This is a genomic window from Prosthecobacter sp., assembly GCF_034366625.1.
Classification (GTDB): domain Bacteria; phylum Verrucomicrobiota; class Verrucomicrobiia; order Verrucomicrobiales; family Verrucomicrobiaceae; genus Prosthecobacter.
In genome coordinates this window covers 91,338-116,359 of record NZ_JAXMIH010000007.1, presented here as the reverse complement: position 1 = coordinate 116,359, position 25,022 = coordinate 91,338, and the positions used below count along the sequence as shown (strand labels likewise).

At 59.5% G+C, this 25,022-nt stretch carries 23 protein-coding genes; 12 read left to right on the top strand and 11 right to left on the bottom strand.

The features are described 5' to 3' along the window. Positions 1-39: 39 nt before the first annotated feature. The 7 genes from U1A53_RS08460 to U1A53_RS08430 form a co-directional block, all read right to left on the bottom strand. Positions 40-867 carry a VacJ family lipoprotein gene (locus U1A53_RS08460; RefSeq protein ID WP_322280221.1) on the bottom strand — a complete coding sequence of 276 codons (828 nt, stop codon included), beginning with the start codon at positions 865-867 and terminating at the stop codon, positions 40-42. Continuing rightward, on the bottom strand, positions 864-1,442 hold the full coding sequence (locus U1A53_RS08455) for an ABC transporter substrate-binding protein (protein WP_322280220.1): 579 nt from the start codon (positions 1,440-1,442) through the stop codon (positions 864-866). Before U1A53_RS08455 ends, U1A53_RS08460 begins: the two co-directional genes overlap by 4 nt. Further along, the gene (gene mlaD / locus U1A53_RS08450; protein WP_322280219.1) at positions 1,439-1,918 is read right to left on the bottom strand and encodes an outer membrane lipid asymmetry maintenance protein MlaD; all 480 of its coding nucleotides are present in this window, start codon (positions 1,916-1,918) and stop codon (positions 1,439-1,441) included. Before mlaD ends, U1A53_RS08455 begins: the two co-directional genes overlap by 4 nt. Beyond that, positions 1,915-2,724: an ATP-binding cassette domain-containing protein gene (locus U1A53_RS08445; protein ID WP_322280218.1), complete on the bottom strand. Its 810-nt coding sequence runs from the start codon at positions 2,722-2,724 to the stop codon at positions 1,915-1,917. The genes mlaD and U1A53_RS08445 overlap by 4 nt, the downstream gene beginning before the upstream one ends. 2 nt (positions 2,725-2,726) lie before the next feature. Further along, positions 2,727-3,503 carry an ABC transporter permease gene (locus tag U1A53_RS08440; RefSeq protein WP_322280217.1) on the bottom strand — a complete coding sequence of 259 codons (777 nt, stop codon included), beginning with the start codon at positions 3,501-3,503 and terminating at the stop codon, positions 2,727-2,729. A gap of 88 nt (positions 3,504-3,591) precedes the next feature. Beyond that, positions 3,592-4,743 carry a Gfo/Idh/MocA family oxidoreductase gene (locus U1A53_RS08435; RefSeq protein ID WP_322280216.1) on the bottom strand — a complete coding sequence of 384 codons (1,152 nt, stop codon included), beginning with the start codon at positions 4,741-4,743 and terminating at the stop codon, positions 3,592-3,594. A 36-nt stretch (positions 4,744-4,779) separates the two neighbouring features. Further along, entirely contained in the window at positions 4,780-5,595 is an 816-nt protein-coding gene (locus tag U1A53_RS08430) for a sugar phosphate isomerase/epimerase family protein (RefSeq protein ID WP_322280215.1), read from the bottom strand. Between the two features lie 80 nt (positions 5,596-5,675). Here U1A53_RS08430 and U1A53_RS08425 point away from each other — a divergent pair, with 80 nt between their 5' ends. Beyond that, positions 5,676-6,536: a LysR family transcriptional regulator gene (locus U1A53_RS08425; RefSeq protein WP_322280214.1), complete on the top strand. Its 861-nt coding sequence runs from the start codon at positions 5,676-5,678 to the stop codon at positions 6,534-6,536. On the opposite strand, the gene murA is transcribed toward U1A53_RS08425, so the two are convergent. After that, on the bottom strand, positions 6,533-7,795 hold the full coding sequence (gene murA / locus U1A53_RS08420; protein WP_322280213.1) for a UDP-N-acetylglucosamine 1-carboxyvinyltransferase: 1,263 nt from the start codon (positions 7,793-7,795) through the stop codon (positions 6,533-6,535). The genes U1A53_RS08425 and murA overlap by 4 nt on opposite strands. Before the next feature lie 139 nt (positions 7,796-7,934). On the opposite strand from murA, the gene U1A53_RS08415 reads away from it, so the two are divergent. From U1A53_RS08415 to U1A53_RS08390, 6 genes are all read left to right on the top strand, one after another. Next, positions 7,935-8,339 (top strand): BlaI/MecI/CopY family transcriptional regulator, encoded by a 405-nt coding sequence (locus U1A53_RS08415; RefSeq protein ID WP_322280212.1) that lies wholly within the window; start codon positions 7,935-7,937, stop codon positions 8,337-8,339. Positions 8,340-8,465: 126 nt separating this feature from the next. Continuing rightward, a complete protein-coding gene (locus U1A53_RS08410) occupies positions 8,466-10,226 on the top strand; it encodes a M56 family metallopeptidase (protein ID WP_322280211.1) in 1,761 nt (586 codons plus the stop codon). 32 nt (positions 10,227-10,258) lie between these two features. After that, positions 10,259-10,912: a hypothetical protein gene (locus U1A53_RS08405; RefSeq protein WP_322280210.1), complete on the top strand. Its 654-nt coding sequence runs from the start codon at positions 10,259-10,261 to the stop codon at positions 10,910-10,912. Between the two features lie 8 nt (positions 10,913-10,920). Beyond that, positions 10,921-12,438: a hypothetical protein gene (locus U1A53_RS08400; RefSeq protein ID WP_322280209.1), complete on the top strand. Its 1,518-nt coding sequence runs from the start codon at positions 10,921-10,923 to the stop codon at positions 12,436-12,438. Further along, the gene (locus tag U1A53_RS08395) at positions 12,435-14,426 is read left to right on the top strand and encodes a DUF1549 and DUF1553 domain-containing protein (RefSeq protein WP_322280208.1); all 1,992 of its coding nucleotides are present in this window, start codon (positions 12,435-12,437) and stop codon (positions 14,424-14,426) included. The genes U1A53_RS08400 and U1A53_RS08395 overlap by 4 nt, the downstream gene beginning before the upstream one ends. A 102-nt stretch (positions 14,427-14,528) precedes the next feature. Beyond that, a complete protein-coding gene (locus U1A53_RS08390; RefSeq protein WP_322280207.1) occupies positions 14,529-15,878 on the top strand; it encodes a DUF1501 domain-containing protein in 1,350 nt (449 codons plus the stop codon). 46 nt (positions 15,879-15,924) lie between these two features. On the opposite strand, the gene U1A53_RS08385 is transcribed toward U1A53_RS08390, so the two are convergent. Genes U1A53_RS08385 through U1A53_RS08375 form a run of 3 tightly spaced genes read right to left on the bottom strand, consistent with a single transcriptional unit; the run spans position 15,925 to position 18,552 of the window. Next, entirely contained in the window at positions 15,925-17,343 is a 1,419-nt protein-coding gene (locus U1A53_RS08385; protein WP_322280206.1) for a N,N-dimethylformamidase beta subunit family domain-containing protein, read from the bottom strand. Positions 17,344-17,375: 32 nt separating this feature from the next. Next, the gene (locus U1A53_RS08380; protein WP_322280205.1) at positions 17,376-18,128 is read right to left on the bottom strand and encodes an SDR family NAD(P)-dependent oxidoreductase; all 753 of its coding nucleotides are present in this window, start codon (positions 18,126-18,128) and stop codon (positions 17,376-17,378) included. Between the two features lie 19 nt (positions 18,129-18,147). Then, positions 18,148-18,552, bottom strand: a complete 405-nt coding sequence (locus U1A53_RS08375; protein WP_322280204.1) for an FKBP-type peptidyl-prolyl cis-trans isomerase — start codon at positions 18,550-18,552, stop codon at positions 18,148-18,150. 141 nt (positions 18,553-18,693) lie between these two features. On the opposite strand from U1A53_RS08375, the gene U1A53_RS08370 reads away from it, so the two are divergent. From U1A53_RS08370 to U1A53_RS08350, 5 genes are all read left to right on the top strand, one after another. Continuing rightward, the gene (locus tag U1A53_RS08370; RefSeq protein ID WP_322280203.1) at positions 18,694-21,405 is read left to right on the top strand and encodes a DUF1592 domain-containing protein; all 2,712 of its coding nucleotides are present in this window, start codon (positions 18,694-18,696) and stop codon (positions 21,403-21,405) included. A 75-nt stretch (positions 21,406-21,480) separates the two neighbouring features. Continuing rightward, entirely contained in the window at positions 21,481-22,470 is a 990-nt protein-coding gene (locus U1A53_RS08365) for a Gfo/Idh/MocA family oxidoreductase (RefSeq protein ID WP_322280202.1), read from the top strand. Next, a complete protein-coding gene (locus U1A53_RS08360; RefSeq protein ID WP_322280201.1) occupies positions 22,467-23,429 on the top strand; it encodes a Gfo/Idh/MocA family oxidoreductase in 963 nt (320 codons plus the stop codon). The genes U1A53_RS08365 and U1A53_RS08360 overlap by 4 nt, the downstream gene beginning before the upstream one ends. Continuing rightward, positions 23,426-24,235 carry an aldolase/citrate lyase family protein gene (locus U1A53_RS08355; protein ID WP_322280200.1) on the top strand — a complete coding sequence of 270 codons (810 nt, stop codon included), beginning with the start codon at positions 23,426-23,428 and terminating at the stop codon, positions 24,233-24,235. Before U1A53_RS08360 ends, U1A53_RS08355 begins: the two co-directional genes overlap by 4 nt. A gap of 5 nt (positions 24,236-24,240) precedes the next feature. Further along, positions 24,241-25,017, top strand: a complete 777-nt coding sequence (locus U1A53_RS08350; protein ID WP_322280199.1) for an SDR family oxidoreductase — start codon at positions 24,241-24,243, stop codon at positions 25,015-25,017. Positions 25,018-25,022: the final 5 nt, after the last annotated feature.

Sequence of the window (25,022 nt, the reverse complement as noted above, 5' to 3'; positions counted from 1 at the left end):
CGGCTGTTTGTATCCAAGTGAAACAGAATGTCCTGGCTGTTACTTCCTCGCCGCTTCGGCGCGATTTTGAATGTAAGCGCTGCGCGCGGACAGGTAGGCATCGATGGCGTCCTTGGTGGCGTCGTCGTAGGTGGCGAGCTGGCTGGGCAGCAGACGCAGGGTGTTCGCCGATGGCGGCACCATGGTCCAGTCGTGCTCCCAATCATGACCGCCATGCCAGAAGATGCCCCAGTTAATCGGATTGGCGGCGTAATCACCGGCCAGTCCCACGGTCTCACGCAGGCTGCTCGGGCCGAACAGCGGCAGGACGATGTAAGGGCCGTGGCCGATGCCCCAGGTGGCGAGTGTCTGGCCCAAATCCTCGGCCGGCACGTCGGCAAGGGCCGGGATGCGGTCGGACTGACGCAGCAGGCCGCCGAAACCACCGATGGTGTTGACGAAGAACTTGCCTGTCTCCTGCCCGGCACGTTTGAACTTGCCCTGCAGGGCGCAGTTCACAAAGCGCACGGGAAATTTCACGTTGTCGAAGACGTTGTCGATGCCCTTGCGCACAGGTTTGGGGAGCACTTTCTCATAACCTTTCGAGATGGGGCGTACGATCACAGTATAGAGACCGTCATTGAACCAGAACATGGCTCGGTTGAGCGGCTGCAGCGGATCGACGACTTCAACAGCGTATTCATCCTCCTCTTCGATCTGGTCGGCGGCACCTTTGACAGGCTTGTCAGCAGCGGCGGCGGTCTTCGTGGCAGAACCGGCAGCAACCGACTGCTGAGCGTCTGTCTTTTTCGACAGCGTACTGCAATCGGTCAGGAATGGAGAGACGGCCAGGAGAAGAAGGCGAAGGACGAATGAACTGGTTTTCATTGGGGACGGGAGACGGATTGCGTAAGAGAGCTTAACACGGCGTTTGCGCCACCCTTTTTAAATTGGGCATCAAGTTGACTGCGATAATTGGCGATCAGACTGACCCCTTCGATCACCACATCACTGATGCGCCAGCCTCCTATCTGCTCCATGCGGTAGGTGACGCTGTAATGACTGCCTTTGTAAACCATGCTGGTGGGCACATCGACACGACCAGCCGCAGGAGTCACTGCCGTTTGATAAGTGATGACCGGATGCTCGCCCGGAGTGAATTTGTTGCTGTAGGTACGGATGATCAGCGTCGAGAAAAGCTGCGTGGCCTGCTTCTGCTGGGCCGGTGTGAACTGCCGCCAGCCGGGCCCGACCGCACGTTTGGTCATGGTTTCAAAGCTCACGTGCTTGAGGAGAACCGGTCGCACATTCTCCGCCAGAGCGTTGCGATTGGCAGTGCGGTCGGCGACAGCGAGCACCTCATTCACGGCTGATTTGAGGCGTGTCTGTGCTTCAGCGACCTGGGCTGAGACGGCCAGTGGTGTTGCAGCCAGAAGAAGGGTGAGGAACAGGCGCGTGGTCATGGAAGGGGTTCTTTTTCGTCTTTTGCTTTATCGACACTACCAAAGGCCATCTTGCCAATCAATGACTCAAGATCGACCGAAGATTCAGTCATGGTGATTCGTGCGCCTGATTCAAGATAAGTTTCATCTGCTCCAGGAGCGAGGGCCACATACTTGTCGCCAATGAGACCGGTGGTTTTGATTGATGCCATCGTGTCCGTCGGCAGGCGCAGACCGACGAGTACACGCATCGTGACCATGGCAGTGTAGTCCGTGTCATCCACACGGATGTCTTCGACGCGCCCGACGGGCACACCGGCCACCAGCACGCTGCATCCGCTGTTGAGGCCGCCCGCATTGGTGAAGCGCGCCTCAATCATGTAGGTGTCACCCCCAATCAGCGATCCAGAGCCGAGTTTGACGGTGAGGTAGGCGACGGCGGCAATGCCCAGGAGCACAAAGGCACCGACGAAAAGTTCCAGCTTGGATTGTTTCATGAGTCTTCGGAATGAATGGCCTCGCCGCGACGAATGGCAGCAAGAGAACTGCCAAGTGCCGCCGCGCTGTCGCGAAAGTCGCACACCACCGGCTCGGTGGAGGCGGAAAATTCAGCAGGAGTGCCTTCAAAGCACATCCGCCCCTTGTCAAGCAGCGCCACACGGTCGCTGGCGATCAGCGCCTCCGTCAGATCATGCGTGACCACGAGCGCCGTGAAACGGAATTGACGCTGATATTTGGCGATCATGGCAAAGACCGCATTACGCCGCAGAGGATCCAGTCCTGCCGTCGGCTCGTCGAAAAGCACCAGTTCAGGCCGCGTCACGATCGCACGAGCCAGGGCCAGACGTTTCTGCATGCCACCGGAAAGCTGGCTGGGATATCGGTCCTGATGCGCATCAAGCTCAAGCTGTTTCAGCGCTTCCAGGCTGCGCTCACGGATCTCCTTGTCAGACAGGTCGGTGGTCTGCTCCAGCGGCAGCGACACATTTTCCAACGCGCTCAGCGAGTCGAACAACGCGTTGCTTTGAAACAAAAAACTGCAGCGACGGCGAAAGTCGGCACGAGCGGCGGCATCGTCCACCCCAAGAGGCTTGCCATCGAAACGGATGACTCCCTCATCCGGGCGAATCACATCGGCCAGACACTTCAGCAGCACGGATTTCCCCGTGCCACTGCGGCCCAGCACGGTGACCAGGCTCCCACGCGGCACTTCGAGGCTCGCACCAGCGAGCACGACGTTGTCGTCGAAGCGTTTGTGCAGGCCATCAATTTGCAGCAGCAGGTCAGGTGTGGCGGCGCTCATGATCAGACCAGAAAGGAGGTGATGACGTAATCGGCTGCCAGAACAATGATGCTCGACTGCACCACCGCACGCGTGGTGGACGCGCTGACTGCTCGCGCTCCCGTGGCCGAGCGGCAACGGTGCGCGTTGAAGCCGTGGTAGGCGCACAGTCCGATCGTCAGCAGACCAAAGGTGGCAGCCTTGGTGAAGCATTCCCGCACATCCTGAGATTCAATCGCACGCTCCACCGAAGACCAGTAAACGCCCGGCTCCAACCCCAGCAGCAGCGAACCTGAAAGACTGCCGCCCCACAACCCCACGGTGATGAACAGCGCTGTTTGCATCGGATACACCAGCAGCGCTGCGATCAATCGTGGTGTCACCAAATACGCATGACTGCTCACGCCCATCGTCTCCAGCGCCGCGATCTGTTCCGTGTTGCGTTGGATGCCCAGTTCGGCGGCCAGCGCGGACCCCGCCTGCCCCACCAGCATCAATGCCGCCAGCACCGGCCCCAATTCGCGCACCAGACTCAGCGAAACCAGCGTTCCGAGCAAGCTCTCTGATCCAAAGCGATTCAGCACATAATAACCCTGCAAGCCAAGCACCAAGCCGGTGAACATGCCGACAATCAGAATCACCGGCAAACAGCGCACACCTTGCTCAAAACCCGCGCGGACGATCCGTTTGCCTAGACGTCTGGATCCCACGGCAGAACGAAAAGCTCGTCCCGTGAAAAGGGCAAAATCGCCCAGTTCATGGACAATGGAGAGTGAGTAACTGCCAACGATGCGCAACATGCGATAACAGTCACCCTCGCCCACGCGCTGGAATTGTGCAACGCCGCAGCGAGCACACTTCAATATTCCTCGCTGTGCTCAATCACACTCACAAGGCCTCAACCGGCAGCCACTTGCGCTGTTCCCAGCTTTGCAGGCCGAGTTCGGCGAGTTGCACGCCTTTGGCCCCTTCATGCAGCGTCCATGGGAACGGCGTGTCGAGCACGACGTGCTTGAGGAACTCCTCCCACTGGATCTTGAAGGCGTTGTCGTAAGTCGTGGCGTCGGGGACTTCCTGCCAGCCGCCGAAGAAATTGATCGGCTGGTCGATGTCGGGATTCCACGTCGGACGTGGCGTGGTGCCGATGCTTTGCACCCAGCATTTGCGCAGGCCGACGATGGCGCTGCCGTGCGTGCCATCGACCTGCATCGTCAGCAGATCATCACGACGCACGCGCACGGTCCAGGAGCTGTTGAACTGGCAGATGACATCGCCTTCGCATTCAAACGTGGCGTAGCAGGCGTCGTCGCTGGTGCAGGCGTAGGGTTTGCCGCGCTCGTCGAGGCGTTTCGGCAGGTGTGTGGCGCCGAGGCAGCTCACGGCCTTCACCTTGCCAAACAGATTGTCGATCACATAGCGCCAGTGGCAGAGCATATCGACGATGATGCCACCGCCGTCTTCCTTGCGGTAGTTCCATGACGGACGCTGCGCAGGCTGGTCGCCATCCTCGCCGGTGAAGACCCAGTAGCCGAATTCACCGCGCACGCTGAGAATGCGGCCGAAGAAACCTTGATCACGCAGCGTGCGGAACTTGCGAATGCCGGGCAGCCAGAGCTTGTCCTGCACGCAGCCGTTCTTCACGCCCGCGTCCTCGCAAAGCTTGGCAAGGCGTAGCGCTTCGCTGGTTTCGACGGCGGTGGGTTTCTCACAGTAGATGGCTTTGCCAGCGGCCACCGCCTTTTCGATAAAGCCTGCGCGTTGCAAGGTGCCGGAGGCGTCAAAGAAAATGGTGTCGTCTTTGTTGGCGAGCGCGGCATCGACATCCGTCGTGAAACGACTGACGCCCGTGCGCTGGGCAAGAGCTTGGAGTTTGTCATGATTGCGGCCCGTGAGGATAGGATCAGGCATCAAGGTGAGATCGTCGTTCACGCGAAGGCCGCCTTGATCGCGGATCGCCTTGATGGAGCGGATGAGGTGCTGATTGGTGCCCATGCGTCCGGTGACGCCGTTCATGATGATGCCGATTCGTTTGGTTTCCATGGTGTGTTAAGAGGTCAAGGGTTGGTCAAGTTGGGGTCAAGAGTAGAGCTGCGAGTAACTGGTGGCGATTTGGTCGAGGAAGTCGTTTTGATCGACGCTCCACCATTTGTTGGAGAAGATTTCGACTTCGCGATGGCCGGTGAAGCCGGTGGCGTCCACCCAGTCGCTGATTTCGCGGATGTTGATGCAGCCTTCGCCCATCAAACCGCGATCATTAAGGAGATCAGTGGTCGGTGTCTTCCAATCGCAGATGTGAAAGGCATGCAAGCGGCCCGTTTTGCCGGCAAGATCGATTTGCGCCTTCAATTCGGGATCCCACCAGACGTGATACACATCCACGGCAATGCCGAGGGATTTCGGCGAACCGAGTGCATCACAAATCTCATGTGCCTGCCGCATCGTGTTCACCGCGCTGCGATCATCCGCATACATCGGATGCAGCGGCTCGATGGCGAGTTTCACACCCGCTTTCTCCGCCGCAGGCAGCACCGCAGCGATGCCATCCGTGATCTGTTTCCGAGATTCGAGAAGAGACTGGACTGGAACGGCCCCACAGACCAACACGATCAGCGGAGCGCCAATCGCGTGTGCCTGCTCGATGGCTTTCAGATTGTCGTCGATGGCGGTTTGCCTCGCAGCAGCCGATGTGGCCGGAAAAAAGCCGCCACGGCACAAACTGACGACTTCGAGGCCCGCTTCGCTCGTCTGGCGCTTCACCGTGCTCAAATCACGGCCTTCGAGCGCTTGCCGCCAGATCGTGATGCCGGTCACGCCGCGCTTGGGAAACTGCACGAGGCATTCCTCGATGCTCAGGGGCTTGGTGGTGATGGTGTGGACGCAAAGTCGGCGCATGGGAACGATCATGGCAGCGACCACTCATAAGAAAAAGATGATTTTACGATGCTCGGGATTGGAAATACTGATGCTCGATCATGGAACTCTACCAACTCGGCTACTTCATCGAGATCGCCCGGCAGCGCAGTTTTACGCGGGCGGCGGAGCGTTTACACATGGCGCAGCCGGCTTTGAGTCAGCAGATGAAGAATCTCGAAGCGGAGCTTGGAACTGCCTTGTTCATTCGTGGTCGCAAAGAAGTTCAACTCACTGCCGCCGGGAAAGCCTTCTTGCCGCGTGCGGAGGCGCTGCTCACTCAAGCCGAGGCGGCGAAGGCCATCGTTTCCGATGTGGCGCAGCTTCGCGGCGGCAAACTGATCATTGCCGCCATCCCAAGCGTGAGCGCCTGCCTGCTGCCGGAGGTCATTCGCAGTTTCAGCAGGCTGCATGACAAGGTGGAGGTGCAATTGATCGAGGACAGTTCCGAGCGCGTGGCTGCCAGCGTCGAATCCGGTCTGGCCGATGTCGGTTTTCTTCAACTCCCGGCCAGCAAAGCGGCGTTTGAGACGCGGACGATCATCACCGAACCGTTCGTGCTGCTCGTCGCGAAGTCGCATGCGCTGGCGAAGCCGAAGGAAGTGCTGTTGAAGAAACTCGCGGCGGAATCCTTCATCTTCTACAAAGGCCGTGCGCGTGACACCGCGCTGGAAACCTGCCGCAAGGCCGGGTTCGAGCCGCGCATCGCCTGTGAGAGTGGCGAACTCGAAACGGTGCGTGCGTTGGTAGCGGTAGGTCTCGGCTTAGCCATCGTGCCGCAATTGGCCGCCGGAAATCTGCCCAAGACCATTCAAGCGATCACAATTCGTGAACCGAAGATGCAGCGCCAGATCGCTGCCGTGTGGCAGAAGGACAGCGTGCTCTCGCCCGCCGCCCAAGCTTTGCTGAAACTGATTCCTTAACCTTGCACGCGTTCCAACTGCGCACCGAGCGCCGCCAGTTTGTCATCCAGGTGCTCGTAGCCACGATCAATGTGGTAGAGACGATTGATCTCGGTTTTACCCTCGGCAACGAGACCGGCGAGCACGAGCGCCGCAGAAGCACGCAGATCGGAAGCCATGACGGGTGCGCCTTTCATCTTCTCACCGCCACGAATGCGCGCGGTTGCGCCTTGAATCTCGATCTTGGTGCCCATGCGGTTCATTTCAGCCACATGCATGAAGCGCTGCGGGAAGATGGTCTCGGTGATCGTGCTGGTGTCATTGATGACGCAGGCGAGAGCGCAGAACTGCGCCTGCATGTCGGTGGGGAAGCCGGGATAGCAGAGCGTGGTGAGGTCGAAGCCCTTGGCGTTCGGGTTCGGGCGCACGGTGATGCTGTCCTTCGTGATCTCCAACGGGAAGCCGCATTTGATCATCGCATCGGTGACGGATTTCATGTGCTCCGGCATGACACGCTTCAAAGTGACGCCGTCACCAAGCATCGCCCCGGCCACGAGGAAGGTTCCGGCCTCGATGCGATCCGGGATGACGATGTGCTCCGCGCCGTGGAGTTCCTTCACGCCTTCGATGACGATGCGGTTGGTGCCCGCGCCTTGAATCTTCGCACCCATTTTGATGAGGAAATTGGCAAGGTCTTCGACTTCCGGCTCGGCGGCAGCGCCTTCGATGATGGTGGTGCCTTTGGCGAGCACGGCGGCCATCATGACGTTGTCGGTGCCGAGCACGGTGGAGCCATGTTTGCCCATGAGGTTCATCGGGCCGCCTTTGAAGCCTTTTTTGGCGTTCACAAAGATGTCGCCGCCTTCCACGGTGATCTGTGCGCCGAGCGCTTCGAGGCCCTTGAGATGCAAATCAACCGGACGGTCGCCGATGACGCAGCCACCGGGCAAGGAGACGGTACATTTTTTCAAACGGCCTGTGAGCGGTCCGAGCACGCAGATGGAAGCGCGCATTTTGCGCACGAGGTCGTAAGGCGCGACGGATTTGATCTTCTCTGCTTTGACGACGACGACACCGCTAGCACGTTCGACCTCGGCACCGAGTTCGCCAAGAATTTGCAGCATGTAATTCGTGTCCGAGAGGTCAGGCACACGTCGAATGGTGCAGGTGTCCTTCGTGAGCAGCGTGGCAGCGAGGATGGGCAGCGACGAGTTCTTCGATCCGCTGATGTTGATGCGACCTTTCAGCGGAGCGCCGCCGTGAACGATGAGTTTTTCCATGTTGCAGGCTTTGTGCTGCGGAATGGCGCAGTGGCAAGCGCTTCTTCGGTTTCCGAGGCAGAGAATGGCTGTTTGAAAAAAGTATTTGCCAACACGGATTACATGCGTAATCCGTGGATCACATCTGTAATCCACCACCATGGCACGCCGTCCCGAAACACCACCCTCCCCCAAAATCTCCGACGCCGAATGGACGGTGATGAAGGTGCTTTGGGAGCGCGGCACGAGCACTCTGGCCGAAGTGGTAAAGGATCTCGAAGGCCGTCTGGCTTGGAAGCCGCGCACAGTGCAGTCGCTCATTCGCCGCCTTACCGACAAAGGCGCCCTGGCGGTCGAGGCTGTGGGCCGCGAGTTCCGCTACTCGCCCGCCGTGGCCCAGGATCAGTGTCAGCATGAGGAGAGCGTCAGTTTCCTCGATCGCGTCTTCAACGGCCGCCTCACGCCATTCGTAGCGGGGATGATGGAGCGGGAAGAAGTGTCGAAAGATGACCTCACCGCCCTTCGTCAGATGCTCGCCGAAGCCGAGAAGAAGCTCAAAAAGTAGCCTTACGCGCCACCACTCCATTCTTTTTAACCACAGAGGCACGATGAACACAGAGAACAGCACTCAGAATTCCGACCTCTGCGTCCATCGTGTCTCTGTGGTTAAACCAACACACCGCATCCAACCATGAGCACCGACGCCCTCCTCCACTGGCTCCTGCGCACCTCCCTTGAGGCCAGCATCTTGATTCTCGCTGTGCTCGGCCTGCGCCTGATGCTCGGTACGCGCTTGAGTCCCGCGTGGCGCATCGGCCTTTGGATGCTCGTCGGTATGAAGCTCATGCTGCCCGCCTTCATTCCCGCAGGCTTCGGCCTCGGCGGCTGGCTTCAGGCTGAGGAGGTGGTCCAGACTGTCTCGTCCACGAATATAATCGCCCCTGTGCATGGCTCTGAATCCGTTTTTCCCACAGATTCAGAAAACCCGCAGATGAATGCTTCTGAATCAATCGGCGGGTTTTCTGAATCTGCGGGAATCCTTTCTGGAAACCTGATCCTCCTCGCGATCTGGCTCACGGGTGCTGCTTCCGTGATCCTCGCTGCCCTTCTTCGCCAGCGCCTCTTCGACGCCGTTCTGCGCCGTCGTCCTCGCGCCACATCCCCATACCTTCGCGCCCTCGTTGCCAGCCTCGCGCAGAAAGCTGGTGTCAAAATGCCTGTGAGCATCCTCCTCATGCCAGGAGGCACCACGCCAGCCATGGTCGGCGTCCGCAGGCCAAAGCTGCTGCTGCCGGAGGACTGGGAGTCGCGTTTTGATGACCGCAGCCTGCGCCATGTCGTGCTGCATGAGTTGCTGCATGTGAAGCAGCGTGATCTGCTCTGGAACTGGGCCGCCATCGCCGTGCAGGCGCTGCATTGGTTCAATCCGCTCGTGTGGTTTGTTGTGTCACGCTTCCAGGCGGACCGTGAGCTGCGTTGCGATGCCGGGGCGCTCGCGCTGCTCTCGCCCGCCGAGCGTCTGGACTACGGACACACCCTCCTCCGCATACAAGAGACCTTTTTCGCACCACCGGCCATTGCAGGGTTGGCTCCATGTGTGCGTAACCATCCCACCCTGCGTCAACGCATTCTCATGATCACGCACCCAACCACCCGCCAGCCCTGGCTCCACGCGCTGCTCGTCCTCACGCTCAGCGTCCTCGTTTGTTACTCTTTCACCACTGCCCGTGCGCAGGAAAAAGAAGTCCCGCCGAAAGTCCGCGAAGGTGAAACCCTCAAAAAAACCGCCGCGTCCGGCGACTCCGAGACTCCTGGCAAAAAGCCCGCCACCCGCGAAGGCGAAGGCGGCATGAAGAAAACCGGTGATGGCGAACGCGAGGGCGGCAAACCTTCCGCTGAACGTGACGGCGGCACCAAGAAACCCGGCGCTCGCGATGGCGAAGGCGGAGTCAAAAAGCCCGGCACCGGTGACGGCGAAGGCACCAAGAAGCCCGGTGCCCGCGATGGTGAAGGCGGAGTCAAGAAACCTGGCAGCGGCGATGGCGAAGGCTCCCGCAAACCCGGCATGAAGGACGGCGAGAAACCCAGAACCGGCGAACGCGATGGTGAGAAGCCGCGCACTGGCGAGCGTGATGGCGAAAAACCTCGCACGGGTTCACGCGACGGTGAAGGTGGCACCAAGACACGCAAAGGCGAAGGCGACTCCGCCTCCGTGAAAAGCAGTGAGGTCATCACCATGCACGTCGCCGCCAGCGGCGACACGGTCCTGATCAACGGCGAAAAGCAGCCCCTCAGCGGCATCCGCGGCCACCTCAGCACCTTCCTCCCCGACCACCCCGGTGCCAAAGTCGTCGTCTCCGGCGATCCCGACACCCCGCTCAAATCCCTCCACGAAATCGTCGATGCCGTCCGCGACAACGGGAACAAGAACGTGGGCATCAAGACGGAGTAATTTAGAGCACACTCACCATAGCCCCCTCTGTCATGGACGGCGTCATCATCTTGATTGCATTCGCCTTGCTAATCATTCTGTTGATTGGCGAAAGGCTTTCGGGGCGCAGCATAGCACCGTTGGTGATTTCTCTGGCGATCTTGGTGCTGGGCATGATTCTCATGGCAGAAATCGTCTGGCTTGGTTTTGTCGCCTTTTGGGGAGTTCGGCTATCGCTAAGATTAAGGCCGAGGTTGTTGGCTGCGGCACCATTGCTTGTCGCAGTTGTTATAATAGGCTGTCATTTGGCAGGTTTTAAACTTCTTGGACAGCCAGCACTTAAAGACAATCGCCCTTTGATCGAATCACCACTGACACTGGATCGCGTGGCCCCCCCAAACGTTCTCATCGCCACTGATGGCTCAAGGCACATACTGCGTGGAGTGACCTTTGTTGCCGAAATGAACCAATTTCCTCCTGATCGAGTCCAGGCTTTGCTCGGCTACAAAAAAACACCGCTAAAATTTGCAGCCACGTCGGATCCCGCATTCCCATGCGGCTATGTTGGTGAGTCTCGCATACAGTATTGGTGTGGTAACACTTGGTTCCCTCATTTTTTTCCGAGTAATCTGCCAACACATCGCAAAGAGGACGTTGGGAGCATTTTTCGCGTTTTCGTCGCTAAGGATAACAACTCAGAGAACTAGAATTTCCGATGCACCGCATTTTCATTTTCCTGTCAGTCGCCTTCCAAGTTGGTGCGGCTTCGCCAGCCGAGGTGAGTTCGGTATTGATCAAGGCCGTCTCCTTCTACCACGCCAAAGCGGCGGCCCACGGCGGCTACGTCTATCGCTACAGCGCTGACTTCACGCTGCGTGAAGCGGAAGGCATTCCCGGCCCGGACACGGTCTGGATTCAGCCGCCGGGGACGCCTGCCGTCGCGATGGCGATGCTGGATGCTTATGAGGCCACGAAGGATGAAAAGTGCCTGGCAGCCGCCGTGGAGGCCGCTCGATGTGTTTCGCGCACGCAGCTCGCCTCGGGTGGTTGGGACTACTCGGGCCACTTCGATGCCAAAGGCCGCGAATCGAAGCTCTATCGCCGTGATTCGGACGGAAAGCTCATTCCACGACCGCAAACCGCCACCCGCGAGGCTGGCTGGCATAACTGGCGTCGTCAGGAAAAAAACAACTACTCCACTTATGACGACGATGTCTCCCAGGCCGCCACGCGCCTGCTCGTGCGTGTGGATCACGCGCTCGGCGGCAAGGATGCAGAGATCAAAGAAGCCGCCGACTTCGCGCTGCACACGATCATCATGACGCAGTATCCGGCGGGCGGTTGGAGCGCGAATTTCGACGACGCGCCCACATCGCCTCCGCCTGCGGACAAGTATCCGATCAAGCCCGGCAACTACCCCGCCGACTGGCCGCGCAAGTGGCCGAAGGACTTCAGCGGCTGCTATGTGCTCAATGACAACACGCACGCCACGCTCATGAGCACGCTGCTGCTCGCCTGGGAGCTTCGCGGCGATCAAAAATGCCTCGACGCGGCGAAACGCGGCGGCGATTTCCTCGTCACCGCCCAGATGCCCGATCCGCAGCCCGCCTGGGGCCAGCAATACAACGCCGAGATGCAGCCCGTGTGGAGCCGCCAGTTCGAGCCCACCGCCATCAGCGGTCGCGAAAGCCAGGCCGCCATGTGGGCGCTGCTGAAGCTCACCGCCGCCACGGGTGATAAAAAATATCTCCCGCCCGTCGCCAAAGCCATCCCGTATCTGCGCACGGTGTTGCTGCCCGGCAACAAGCTCGCCCGCTTCTACGAACTCAATACCAACAAGCCCCTCTACTTCGAGCGCGGCCCCGGCGGCAAAGGCTTCGAGCTGACCTACTCCGACAAAAAAGCCTCCTCCAACTACGGCTGGGTCTGGGACAGCGAACTCGACGCCCTGCAAGCCACCGGCAGCCAGATCGCCCGTGGAGAAAAAGTCACCTTCCCCCGCACCGAAAAAGAACGCTGGTCCTCCCCGCCCACCGACGCCGACATCGCCACCATCCTCAAAGAACAAGCCCCCAACGGCTCCTGGCCCGTCACCGACGATGAACGCGGCGTCATGCGCGATGCGAACGGCAAAAAGCAAAAGCCCACCGGCGGCGTGATCTACAGCCTCGACTTCACGCAGAACGTGAAAGCGCTAAGCGCGTGGCTGAAAGCGAAAGGAGGCACGAAATGAGAACCCAATCCAAATGGCAGCAGAATGGTGGCAGCAGAATGGTTGAAACTGAAAAATTCTACTGCCCTCATTCTACTGCCATCCTTCTGATTTTTTGTCTCCTTGGCCTCTTTCCAGCCCAAGCCGCCGAGAAATACGAAAACCCCACGCCCTGGTCCTACCAGCGCATCTTCCGTCATCCTATTCCCTCCACGAAAGACGCTGCGTGGCCCAAAGACGACCTCGACCGTTTCATCCTGGCGCGACTTGAAAAAGAAAACCTCCGCCCCATCGGCGATGCACCACGCGCCATCCTCATCCGTCGAGCGTCCTTCGATCTGCGCGGCCTGCCGCCTTCCCAAACCGAGATCGACGCCTTCCTGCGCGATCCTTCTCCTGATGACGCCGCCTTTGCCAAAGTCGTGGACGCTTTTCTCCAATCCGAGCGCTTCGGCGAGCGCTGGGCGCGGCATTGGCTCGATGTCGTTCGTTACGCTGACAGCATCGGCCGCGTTTGGAACGCACCGTTTCTGTATGCCGCTCGCTATCGCGACTGGGTCATTGATTCGCTCAACGCCGACAAACCCTACAACCGCTTCGTCGCCGAGCAGATCGCCGGAGATCTGATTCCTGCGAAGACCGTGCTCCAGCGCCGCGATCAGATCGTCGGCACCGGCATGTTGGCGCTCGGCAGCATGAACGTGCAGGAGGGCAACTACGAGCAGTTCGTGCTCGATCAGGTCGATGACCAGATCGACGTCGTCTCCCGCGCCTTCCTCGGCCTCACGCTGGCCTGCGCGCGCTGTCACGATCACAAAACCGAGCCCGTGAGCCAGAAGGACTACTATGCGCTGGCGGGCATCTTTTACAGCAGCCGCACCCTCAGCGGCACGCCGAACCGCAACGATGGAGTCAGCGGTGGTTATGTGAGCCCGCAAGCGCTGGTCGATCTCCCCACTGCGCTTGATGAACCCGTCGGCCCGCCCACGAAACTGCCTGCGGGCATTCACTCGATGGATGACCTCCGCGAACTCGGCAATCCCAAAGGAACCATCCGCTACGACCACGATCCGCACTTCTGCATGGGCGTCATTGATGGCGAGATCAAGGACTGCGAACTCGCCGTCGGCGGTGATCCCTATGAGCGCGAATCCGCGCCGGATCGTGGCAAAATGAAAATGCCCGCGCTGCCGCCGATGCCGGTCATTCCACCCAAATCATCGGGCCGCATGGAGCTCGCGCAATGGATGACGCAGCCCACGCATCCGCTCACCTCCCGCGTCATGGTGAACCGCCTCTGGCAGCATCTTTTCGGCGAAGGCCTCGTGCGCACGCCCGATGACTTCGGCCACACCGGCGCTGATCCCACGCATCCCGAGCTGCTCGATCATTTGGCGATTCGTTTTGTCGAAAACGGCTGGAGCGTGAAGAAAATGATCCGCGTGATGATGCTGAGCCGCGCCTACCGACTCGCCACCACCGGCAACCCCGAACATCCCGACGCCGGCAACAAACTCCGCTGGCGCATGAACCCGAAGCGCCTCGAACTCGAACCGCTGCGCGACACCTTGCTGCAACTCGCCGGCAAACTCACCTTCGACCGCCCCGAAGGCATCCAAGTCGCCGGCTCGGGTGGCAAAGGCCGCCACGGCATCACGCGCGGCCTGCTGAGCGTCGAAGATCCGTATCGCACCATCTTCCTCCCCGTCGTCCGCGACAACATCCCCGAACTCTTCAGCACCTTCGACTTCCCCGGCCCCACGCAAATCAAAGGCCAGCGCGATGTCACCACCGTCGCTCCACAGGCTCTCTTTTTCATGAACAACCCGCTCGTCGAGGAACTCGCCGCCGAGATCGCCGACAGAGCCGGGAAAGACCTCAAAACGGCCTACAAGCTCGTTCTGGGCCGCGAACCAAGTCTCGAAGAAATCGCCGATGCGAGGGACTTGGACCTCCAAACGCTCGTGCAAGCCCTTCTGGGCACAGCGGAGTTCAGGTATGTTTTCTAATCAGCCATTTTTAACCACAGAGTTCACAGAGAAGCACAGAGATCAGAATTCAGAACCTCTGTGTTCCTCTGTGAACTCTGTGGTGAATCCCATTCAACTGCCATGACCACACGCCGCTCCATCCTCCAATCCACCAGCGCTGGTTTCGGCTGGCTGGCTTTCAATGCGCTGCATCAGCAGTGGGCGAATGCCGCCGCGCCGCCGAAGACGATCAATCCTCTTGCACCGAAGCCACCGCACTTCGCGCCGAAGGCGAAGCGGGTGATCTTCATGTTCATGCAGGGCGGGCCGAGCCATCTGGACACGTTTGATTACAAACCGGAACTCGCGAAAGCCGAGGAGCAGAAGATTCAGAAGTACATGGGCTCGGCGTTTGAGTTCAAACCGCGCGGCAAGAGCGGAATCATGATTTCCGAAGCCTTCCCCGAGCTTTCAAAACACGCGGACGACCTCTGCCTGCTCAACGGCATGCAGACACGCACCAACGCGCATCAGATGGCCACCGTGGCGCTGCACATCGGCAGCGAGACGTTTGTGCGGCCCTCAATGGGCGCGTGGATCGTCTATGGCCTCGGCACCGAAGCGGAGGATCTGCCCGGCTTTGTCACCATCAATCCCGTGGCCGACACCGGCGGTGCGATGAACTACGGCTCGGCCTTCCTGCCCGCCAGCTTTCAAGGCACGCGTCTCAGCAGCGGCGGTGGCGGCGTTCCCGATCTCTCGAATGGCCGCCTCAGCGACGCGCAACAGCGGAAGCAGATCGAATTCATCCAAAAAGCCAATCGCAGGCTACTCTCGGGCGATCCGGGCAACCCGGAACTCGAAGGTGTCATCCAGAGCTACGAACTCGCCTACAAAATGCAGACCAGCGTGCCTGCCGTGCTGGATCTCGACCAAGAACCCCAGCACATCCGCGACATGTACGGCCTCGATGATGGCGAAACCGAGCGCTTCGGCACCCAATGCCTCATGGCCCGCCGCATGGCCGAGAAAGGCGTGCGCTTCATCCAGCTTACCAGCACCGGCTGGGACCATCACCAGCAGCTTCGCGAGGGCATCACTCGTCAGGCCACCAGCATCGACAAACCCATCGCCGGTCTCATCGCCGATCTGAAGCAGCGCGACATGCTCAAGGACACGCTCATCATTTGGGGCGGCGAATTCGGCCGCGGCAGCGGTTACGACAACGAACCCTACAACGGCCGCGGTCACAACGGCGGCGGCTACACCATGTGGATGGCCGGCGGCGGCGTGAAAGGCGGTTTTACTTATGGCAGCACTAACGCCATGGGCGATACCGCCGAAACCGGCATCATCACCACGCATGATTTGCATGCCACAGTGCTTCACCTCCTAGGCATCAATCACGAGCGGCTGACGTATCGGTATGCGGGACGCAATTTCCGCCTCACCGACGTGCATGGTGAGGTGGCGAAGGACATCCTCGCGTAAACCGAACTTTCCAGTTCGGTCGGAGGATCGAGTTGGAAAACTCGATCTACGCTTTGATCGCCCGCTTCAGCAGATTTGCCGTGATGCGCTGCACGCGCTCGTCCGTGCCATGCGGGCGTGAGTAGTGGCTCCACACCGGCATGTGGCCCGGCGGTTTGCTCAAACCCTGCGCCCACCAGATGGTGGAGGCGTTGAAGATGAAGTTGTTCTTTGGGCCGTCGAAGATGACCGCCTGCCACTGCTGCGGATTGCGTCCGCCTTGGAAGGCGGTGCCGCCTGCCACGATCTCCAGGCTGGGGATGTCCTTGGGAGGATCGCCGTGGTATTCCCAACCGATCATGCCAGGGATCGAGTCGCCTTTCTTCATACCTGTGCCTTCAAAGATCCAATGCTCGGGCTTCGTGCAAATCCAGTCGCCGCCGCCGTTCACGGGGTCGATGTTGCGCACGCCCATGAGATAACCCTCATCCGGGCCGCGATGCGGATACGGTCCGTGATCCTTCTCACGATCCACGGCATACTTGTAGTCACCGCCATAGGGGCCGCCGCGGAAGATGCGGCGATTCGGCTCGCCAGCGGCGTTGGGTGAAAACGGCGTGACCCAGCAGACGGAATTCCCGGAGAGAAAGAGCAGGTTCACACCCGCATCGCGCATCTTCTCCACGCTTTGATACTGGCGGATGTCCCAATACTCGTCGTGGCCGATGCTGATGAAGGCTTTGCACTTCAAACCGTGATCCGGCGTGATCATGTCGGCGTTGGAGCAGTAGGTCACGTCGTAGCCTTCCTTCTCCAGCCAGTAGGCGGCGGGAAATTCGAAGCACAACCACTCGCCGCTGCCCACGGACTGCGGGTTCTCATAGATCTGCGCATACTTCGCATACGGCCGGTCGAAACTCACATCCGACCACGGCCCCTGATTGCCCTTCGGATCGGTATAGAGCGAATAATTATCCGGCCAGCGATTGTAGGCCTGCCAGGTGTTGTCGCTGCATTGAAACAGGATGTCCGCCTTGCGGTCATCGGTGACGATGAAGACGATGTAACTCTGCCAGTACGGTTCGTCCTTCGACGCGGGCAAGGTCATGAGCCTGCCAAGATACACTCCACTCACCCAGTCCGCCGGAATCGTGAGCGAGGTCGTCTTCTCCCAGCGGCACTCGCGCAGCCGCTTCTCGCCGATCTCAGGCACGGACTGCTCCTTGCCCTCAAACGGCCCGAGTTCCGTCATCAAACGCGCTCCTTTGCCGCCATAGTAACCCGTGCGGTAGATTTCGATCTTGAATCGAGCCGTCGGCTTCGTGCTGACGAAGATGTCTAACGATTCCCCTGCCCTCACCGATTGCCGCGAGCAGTAGCCTTCGATCAAAGGTGAACGAAAGCTGTCGTTCTTGTCCAGCCGCATGCGGGTGAGCTGCCAGTCGTTCGATCCGGGCTTCGCGTTTTCTTCGGTGATCAGGGACATGACCTGATTACGCGGCTTTGGGGCCAGAACGATCAGTAGGTCGCTCTGCCACCGGACAAATCAAAGACCGCGCCGGTGGTGAACGAGCAATCCTCGGAACTCAGCCACGCAACGAGCGCCGCAGCTTCTTCCCTCTTGCCAAAGCGGTTCATCGGAATCTTCGAGAGCATGTAGTCGATGTGCTGCTGCGTGAGCTGCTTCAGAATGTCGGTCTCGATCACCGCAGGCGTGACGGCATTAACGATGATGTTGCTGGTCGCGAGTTCTTTGCCCAGCGACTTAGTCAAAGCAACGACACCCGCCTTCGAGGCGCTGTAGTGCGCCGCGTTCGGATTGCCTTCTTTGCCGGCGATGGAGGCGATGTTCACGATGCGGCCGTAGCCGTTCTTGAGCATGTGCGGCACTACGGCATGGCAGCAATGGAACGGACCGTTCAGATTGATCGCCATCACACGCTGCCAGTCGGCCGGGTCGGTTTCCCAAGTCTTCGCGTTCGTCCCGGCGATGCCAGCGTTGTTCACGAGGATGTCGATCTTGCCAAAAGCTCCAATGGTGGAAGCTGCTCCGGCTTCGACCGATGCCAGGCTCGTCACATCCACGGTGGCGGTATGAACTTTGCCGAGAGCGGAGAGTTCGCCTTTGGCAGCATCCAGCGCCGAAGCATCCATGTCCCACAGGCAGACATGAGCGCCGGATTGAAGCAGTCGTTCCGCGATGGCATAGCCGATGCCACGCGCACCGCCGGTGATGATGGCAACTCTGTCTTTAAGGTCGATTTGATTCATGAGGGCAGAGCAATCGTGCCTAGTCCTCCCAGACTTTCAGCAGTTCCACCTCAAAGATGAGCGTCTCATTCGGGCCGATGTCGATCCCAGCGCCGCGCTTGCCATACGCAAGCTCTGCCGGGATGAAGAAGCGGAATTTTGCTCCTTCCTGCATGAGCTGCAGTCCCTCGGTCCAGCCTTTGATCACACGCTTCAGCGGAAACTCCGCCGGTTCGCGCCCCGCGAGATAGGAGCTGTCAAACTCCACGCCATTGAGCAAAGTGCCGCGATAATTCACCACCACGGTGTCCTTCGCCTTCGGGCTTGGGCCGGTGCCTTCGTGCAAAACCTCATATTGCAGGCCGCTGGCGGTGGTGGTGATGCCCGGTTTGCGGGCGTTTTCAGTGAGGAAGGCTTTGCCGAGTTCGAGAGCAGATTGGGACATGCGATGAGAAGTTGGGCCTGTGTTCTTCCTGCGGGACCGCACCGTTGCAACCGCAAATCCCGCACAATGCGCCGTTGGATTCGGCGAAATCCGGGCCACTTTCCAGACGTAACCTTTCAAGCCCCCAAAACCTGCTTTTTCATGCTCCGACGCCTCACATTCGCGTGCATCGCCCTGCCGTCCCTGCTCACCGCCGCTGAACGCGGTCAGGAAGCCTACAACCAGCGCATCCTGCCGCTGCTGCAAAAATTCTGCTACGACTGCCACGGCGACGGTTCGGACAAAGGCGACTTCGCTTTGGACGAATACCCCGAATATTCCAAGCTGATCTCTGACAAGGTGCTGTGGGACCACACACGCCAACAGCTCGTCACGCATGTGATGCCGCCGGAGAAAAAGGACAAACCCTCGCTCCCAGAGCGCGATGAGATCGTCGCCTGGATCGACAGCACTGTGTTCTGGTTTGATCCACAGAAGATTGATCCCGGCCACATCACCTATCGCCGTCTCAACCGCACGGAATACAACAACACCATCCGTGACGCGCTCATGGTGGACATGCGCCCGGCGAATGAATTCCCACCCGACGACACGGGTTACGGCTACGATAACATCGGCGACGTCCTCACCATCTCACCGATGCTGATGGAGAAATACATCCGCGCCGCCAAAGCCGTGGCTGAAAAGGCCATGGACACCTCCGATGTCGAACGCGTCGATCTCGAGCTGGGAGCGAAAAAGTTCTGGAACCAGAAGGGCGAAACGAAGGAGTGGGAGGGCATCCGCTGGTTTCACAGCAATGCGGATGCCGCCACCAAATTCACCGTGCCCGCCAGCGGCACCTATGAGTTAAAGTTTAGCGTCTCCGCCACGCAGGCCGGGCCTGATGCGGCCAAAGTGGCGCTGCGTGTGGATGACAAGGAACTCGGCACTTTCGACGTGACCGCCCGTTACCACGGCGAAAAAGGCCCGTGGCAGACGATCCGCCAGGAAGTCCCGCTTAAAGGCGGTGAACACAAAGTCGTGGTACGGTTTTTGAATGATTTCAGCGATCCACAGAATCCCGATCCTGAAAAACGCGACCGCAACCTCGCCCTCGACAAAATCGAGATCGAAGGCCCCGACGGTCTGCTCCCACCGCGTGGTTCACGCCTCATGCAATGGCTGCTGGATGGCAAACCCGCCGGTCTGCCCGCCATGAAGCTGAGCGGAGAGGACTTCGAGCGTGGCGAAGGTGACTCCCATCGTGACACCGGTGCCATTCAACTCGCCAGCAGCGGATATGTGAAGCATCCCCTCACTATCGAGAAGCCGGGCAAATATCGCCTCATTGTCAAAGCTGGCGCTCAGCAGGCAGGAAGCGAACCGGCGAAGTTTGACGTGCGACTCGCTGGAAAAAACGCAGGCTCATTCTCCATCACCGCCAAGAATCAGGCTCCCCAGTGGTTCAAAGCAGAAGTCGATCTACCCGCTGGCAAACACGAGATTCAGGTGTGGTTCCTGAACGATTTCTATGACGAAAAAACGCAGCAGGACCGCAATTTCTGGCTGCACCAGTTCACAGTTGAAGGTCCGGTCGATCAGCCTGCGGGCATCGCCGCGACGGATGCTCACCCCTTGATCGACAAACTCGGTCAGCGCCTCTTCCGCCGTCCTTTGCGTGAGGATGAGAAGGCAAAGTGGCGTGGCCTCGTCGATCTAGGCATCAAGGAAGGCCTCCAGCCGATGGAATCACTCGGCTATGTGCTGCGCGGCATGCTGGTTTCTCCCGCCTTTCTCTATCGCGGCTCACCCCAGCCTGTGGGCGATGCGCAAAACGGCATCGCCTTGATTGATGAATACAGTCTCGCTTCGAGGCTCTCATTTTTCCTCTGGTCGGCCCCACCCGATGACAAGCTCATGCAACTCGCGGCCAAAGGCGAACTGCGCAAAAACCTTGCCGCCGAAGTGAAGCGCATGATTGGCGACTATCGCGCCTGGAGCCTTACTGAGGACTTCGCCGGCCAGTGGCTGCAACTCCGCGACATCGATCTCGCCTCCCCCAGCGAACGTGCCTTCCCAGATTGGAAAGGCGGCATCGCCTATGCGATGAAAAAGGAGTCACAAACATTCGTCGATCACATCCTGCGTGAGAATCGCAGCGTGATTGAGTTCCTGAATGCCGACTACACCTTCTTGAATGACAAACTCGCCCGCTACTACGGCATCGATGGCGTCAAAGGAGACAAATACCAAAAAGTCTCGCTGCAAGGCACGCCACGCGGCGGCATCCTCACGCAGGGCAGCATCCTCACGCTCACCTCCAACCCCACGCGCACCTCGCCGGTGAAGCGCGGCAAGTATCTGCTCGAAAACATCCTCGGCACCCCGCCGCCGCCTGCTCCGGGCGGCGTGCCACCGCTGGATGAACAACAGGCCCGCCGCTCCAATCTCACACTGCGCCAGCAGTTCGCCGAGCATCGCAACAACGCCTCCTGTGCTGGATGCCACGCCTTCCTCGATCCCATGGGATTCGCGTTTGAAAACTACGACGCCATCGGCCGCTGGCGTGATCAGGAGAAGAACCAGCCCATTGATGCCTCCGGCAGCCTCGTGCGTGGCCAGACCTTCCAAAACCTCACCGATCTGCGCACCATCCTCGTGCGAGACATGGGTGACCAGTTTGTCAAAAACCTCGCGGAGAACCTCCTGACCTATGCCTTGGGCCGCGGTGTCGAATACTCGGACAAACCAACGGTTGAAGAGATTCTGCGCAAGGCGAAGGCCTCCGGCAATCGCTTCCAGGACATCATCCTCGCTGTTTGTGAAAGCGTGCCGTTTCAAAAGATGCGCGTCAATCAAGCCGCCGAGTGATCCGGCTCACTGGTTCTTTGCACAGACCAGACGATTCACCTTTGAGCAGTCTTTGCTCCGCGTTTACTCCCATTCATGCATTCCATCCTGATCATCGGCTGCGGCAGCATTGGCGAGCGCCACTTGCGCTGTTTTCAAAAGACCGGCAGATGCAAGGTCAGTGCCTGTGATGCGAATGCCAAGCTGCTGACCGATGTCAGCCAGCGCTATGCTGTGCCAGCGTTTGCCAGTCTTCAGGAAGCCCTTGGCGCACAACGTTTCGATGCCTTGGTCATCTGCACGCCCGCACACACGCATCTCGCCATTGCGCGTGAAGGTGCGGCACACGGAGCCGCCTTGCTGATCGAAAAGCCGCTGTCTGTGACTTTGGATGGCATCGAGGAAACCCGGTCGGCTATCGTCCACAGCGGACGGTTCACCGCCGTGGCGTATGTCTATCACTGCTTCCCGTGGGTCGCGGCCGCTCGTGATTTTTTGCTTGGTGGCTCGTTGGGTGCCCCGCTGCATGCCAGCGTGGCTTCCGGACAGCATTTCCCCACGTTTCGTCCTGCGTATCGTGAAATCTACTACACCCGCCATGAAACTGGCGGTGGAGCTATTCAGGATGCCCTCACGCATCTCGTGAATGCCATGGAATGGCTCATCGGCCCGATGACGCGCGTGTTTTGCGATGCCTCGCACCAAAGACTCGAAGGCGTGACCGTCGAAGACACGGTCAATGTCACCGCGCGTCACGGGAACGTCCTCGCCAGCTATGCGATGACGCAATTTCAGGCCCCCAACGAAACAACGTTGCTCATCCACTGCGAACACGGCAGCGTGAAAATCGAATCCCATGCGCAGCGCTGGGGAACCATGAAACTTGGAGACAAAGACTGGACCTGGCACGTCACACCGCCGCTTGAGCGCGATGAACTCTTCATTGTCCAGGCCAATGCCTTCTTGGATGGCATGGAAGGCAAGCCGTGTGCTCTCAGCACCTTCGACGAAGCCGTGCAAACATTGCGCTTCAATCGAACCGCTCTCGAATCCTCCACCACCGGACTTCCCATCGACCTTCCATGAGCGGCAGCAGCAAAGAACTACGCCTCGCGATGCTGGGCATGATCGAAGGCAACGGCCATCCGTATTCATGGAGCGGCATCATCAATGGCTACAATCCGGTCGAGATGGCGAAGTGTCCCTACCCGGGCATTTCCGCCTACATGGACCTGCAGCCACTGGAGTCCGTGCGGATCCCCAGTGCACGAGTCACGCATCTCTGGACCGACGATCGCGCCGACGCACCGAAAGTCGCAGCGGCCAGCTTGATCGAAAACATCGTCACCAAACCCGAGGATGTAATTGGACACGTTGATGCCGTGATCGTTGCGACTGATGACGGCGATGACCACATACTCCGCGTGAAACCGTTCATCGAAGCCGGCCTGCCCGTCTTCGTGGACAAGCCCATGGCCACCAACATCGCCGATCTTCGCCAGTTCGTTCGCTGGCATCAGGCTGGCGCCACCCTGCTCTCCACCAGCGGCATGAGGTACGCACCGGAGATGCGTTTGAGCGATGAACAGCTCACCCAGCTCGGTGATCTGCGCTGGATCACCAGCTTCACCTGCAAAACATGGGAGCGTTACGGCATCCATGCCCTAGAAGCCATCGAACCGCTCCTAGGGCCCGGCTTTCTAACCGTACAGGCTCACAGCGACTCCGGCGGCGATGTCATGCACCTGACGCATCGCAGAGGCGTCCGCGTCACCATCGGCGCGATCCACGACGCTTACGGCAGCTTCGGAGCCGTGCATCTCTACGGCACGAAAGGGCAGCTCCCGCTGCGCCTCACCGACACCTACAACGCCTTCCGCTCTCAGCTCGTCGCCTTCATCGACATGCTCCAAACGGGCACGCGTCCCCTGCCCTTCGACGAAACCGTCGAACTCATGGCTGTCATCATCGCGGGACGCCGCAGCCGTGAGCAAAATGGCGCGCTCATTCACATCGCAGACATTCTTTCCGAACTTCACTCATGAAACTCCGCCCCTCCCGCATTCTCCGCGAACTCCGCGCCGGTCAAAACAGCACTGTCATCAAGCTCAACATGGGTGATCCCCGCATCGTCGAACTTGCAGGACTCTCCGGGGCCAGCAGCGTGTGGCTTTGCAATGAGCATGTGCCGAATGACTGGCTCAATCTGGAGCACCAGATCCGCGCGGCCAAGCTCTACGACATGGACACCATCGTCCGCGTCAGCAAAGGCAGCTACAGCGACTACATCAAGCCCTTCGAGTGCGACGCCACCGGCATCATGGTCCCGCACGTGACGAGCGCCGATGAAGCACGCCATGTGGTCGATATGGTCCGCACCCGCCCGCTTGGCAGCAAAGCCCTCGACGCCGGCAACATGGACGGCCTTTTCTGCCAGGTGCCGCTGGCTGATTACGCGCATCACTGCAACACCGAGAAGTTCGTCATCCTCCAAATCGAAAGTCCCGAGGCCCTCGAAGTCGTCGATGAAATCGCCGCCGTGCCCGGATTCGACATGCTGCTCTTCGGCGCGGGCGACTTCAGCCACCGCATCGGCAAACTCGGCCAGGCCACCTGCCCCGAAGTCGTCGCTGCTCGCAAACGCGTCCATGCCGCCGCCATCAAGCAAGGGAAGTATGTCGCTGTCGCCTCGCTCTTCGGTCAAAAGGACCAGCTCATCGAAGAAGGCACTCGCATCTTCACCCTCGGAGCCGATGTCATCGAACTCGGCAACGCCTTCCACAAAATAGTCAAAGACTTCGGCGGCGGGTCAGCGGCACCAAGCAGTGATTCTGTTTACCAATCCAAGTAACCATCATGTCTGCCGTCCTCTTCTCCCTCCAGGACAAAACCATCCTCCTCACTGGCGGTGCTGGGCTCTACGGCCGCGGTCTGGCCGCAATGCTGGCTCAAACGGGTGCCACGATCATCCTGGCGGCCCGCGACGTGGTAAAATTGCAATTCGTGGCCGATGAAGAAACCGCCAAAGGTCATCGCGTCTTCGCCGAATCACTCGATCAAGGCGATGAAGCCTCCGTTTTGGCCCTTCATGAAAGAGTAACAGCCAAATTCGGCGCTCTGGACGGCCTCGTGAACAACGCCGTGCTACGCCCGATGAAGGGCGCAAACGGAGCTGCGGAACAATTCGCCGAGTCCATGCGCGTGAACGCCACCGGCATCATGCTCATGCATCGCCACTTTGGCAAAACGATGGCCGAGGCCGGACGCGGCAGCATCGTGAACATCGGCAGCATCCAGGGCATGATCGGCCCCAGCTACGAACTCTACACCGGCACGAACATGGGCGATATGCCGCCCGATTATTTCTTCCACAAAGGCGGCATGCTGAACCTCACTCGTTTTTACGCCGCGCTTTACGGCCCGAAGAGCGTCCGAGTGAACTGCCTCTCCCCCGGCGGCTTCTTCAACAATCAGCCAGAACCATTCCTGCAACGCTACTGTGAGCACACCATGCTCAACCGCATGGCGGACGACTCCGATCTCGGCGGCTCCGTCATCTTCCTGCTCAGCGACGCCTCCCGCTACATCACCGGCGTCAATCTGCCCGTCGATGGCGGTTACACGGCGAAATAAAGTAG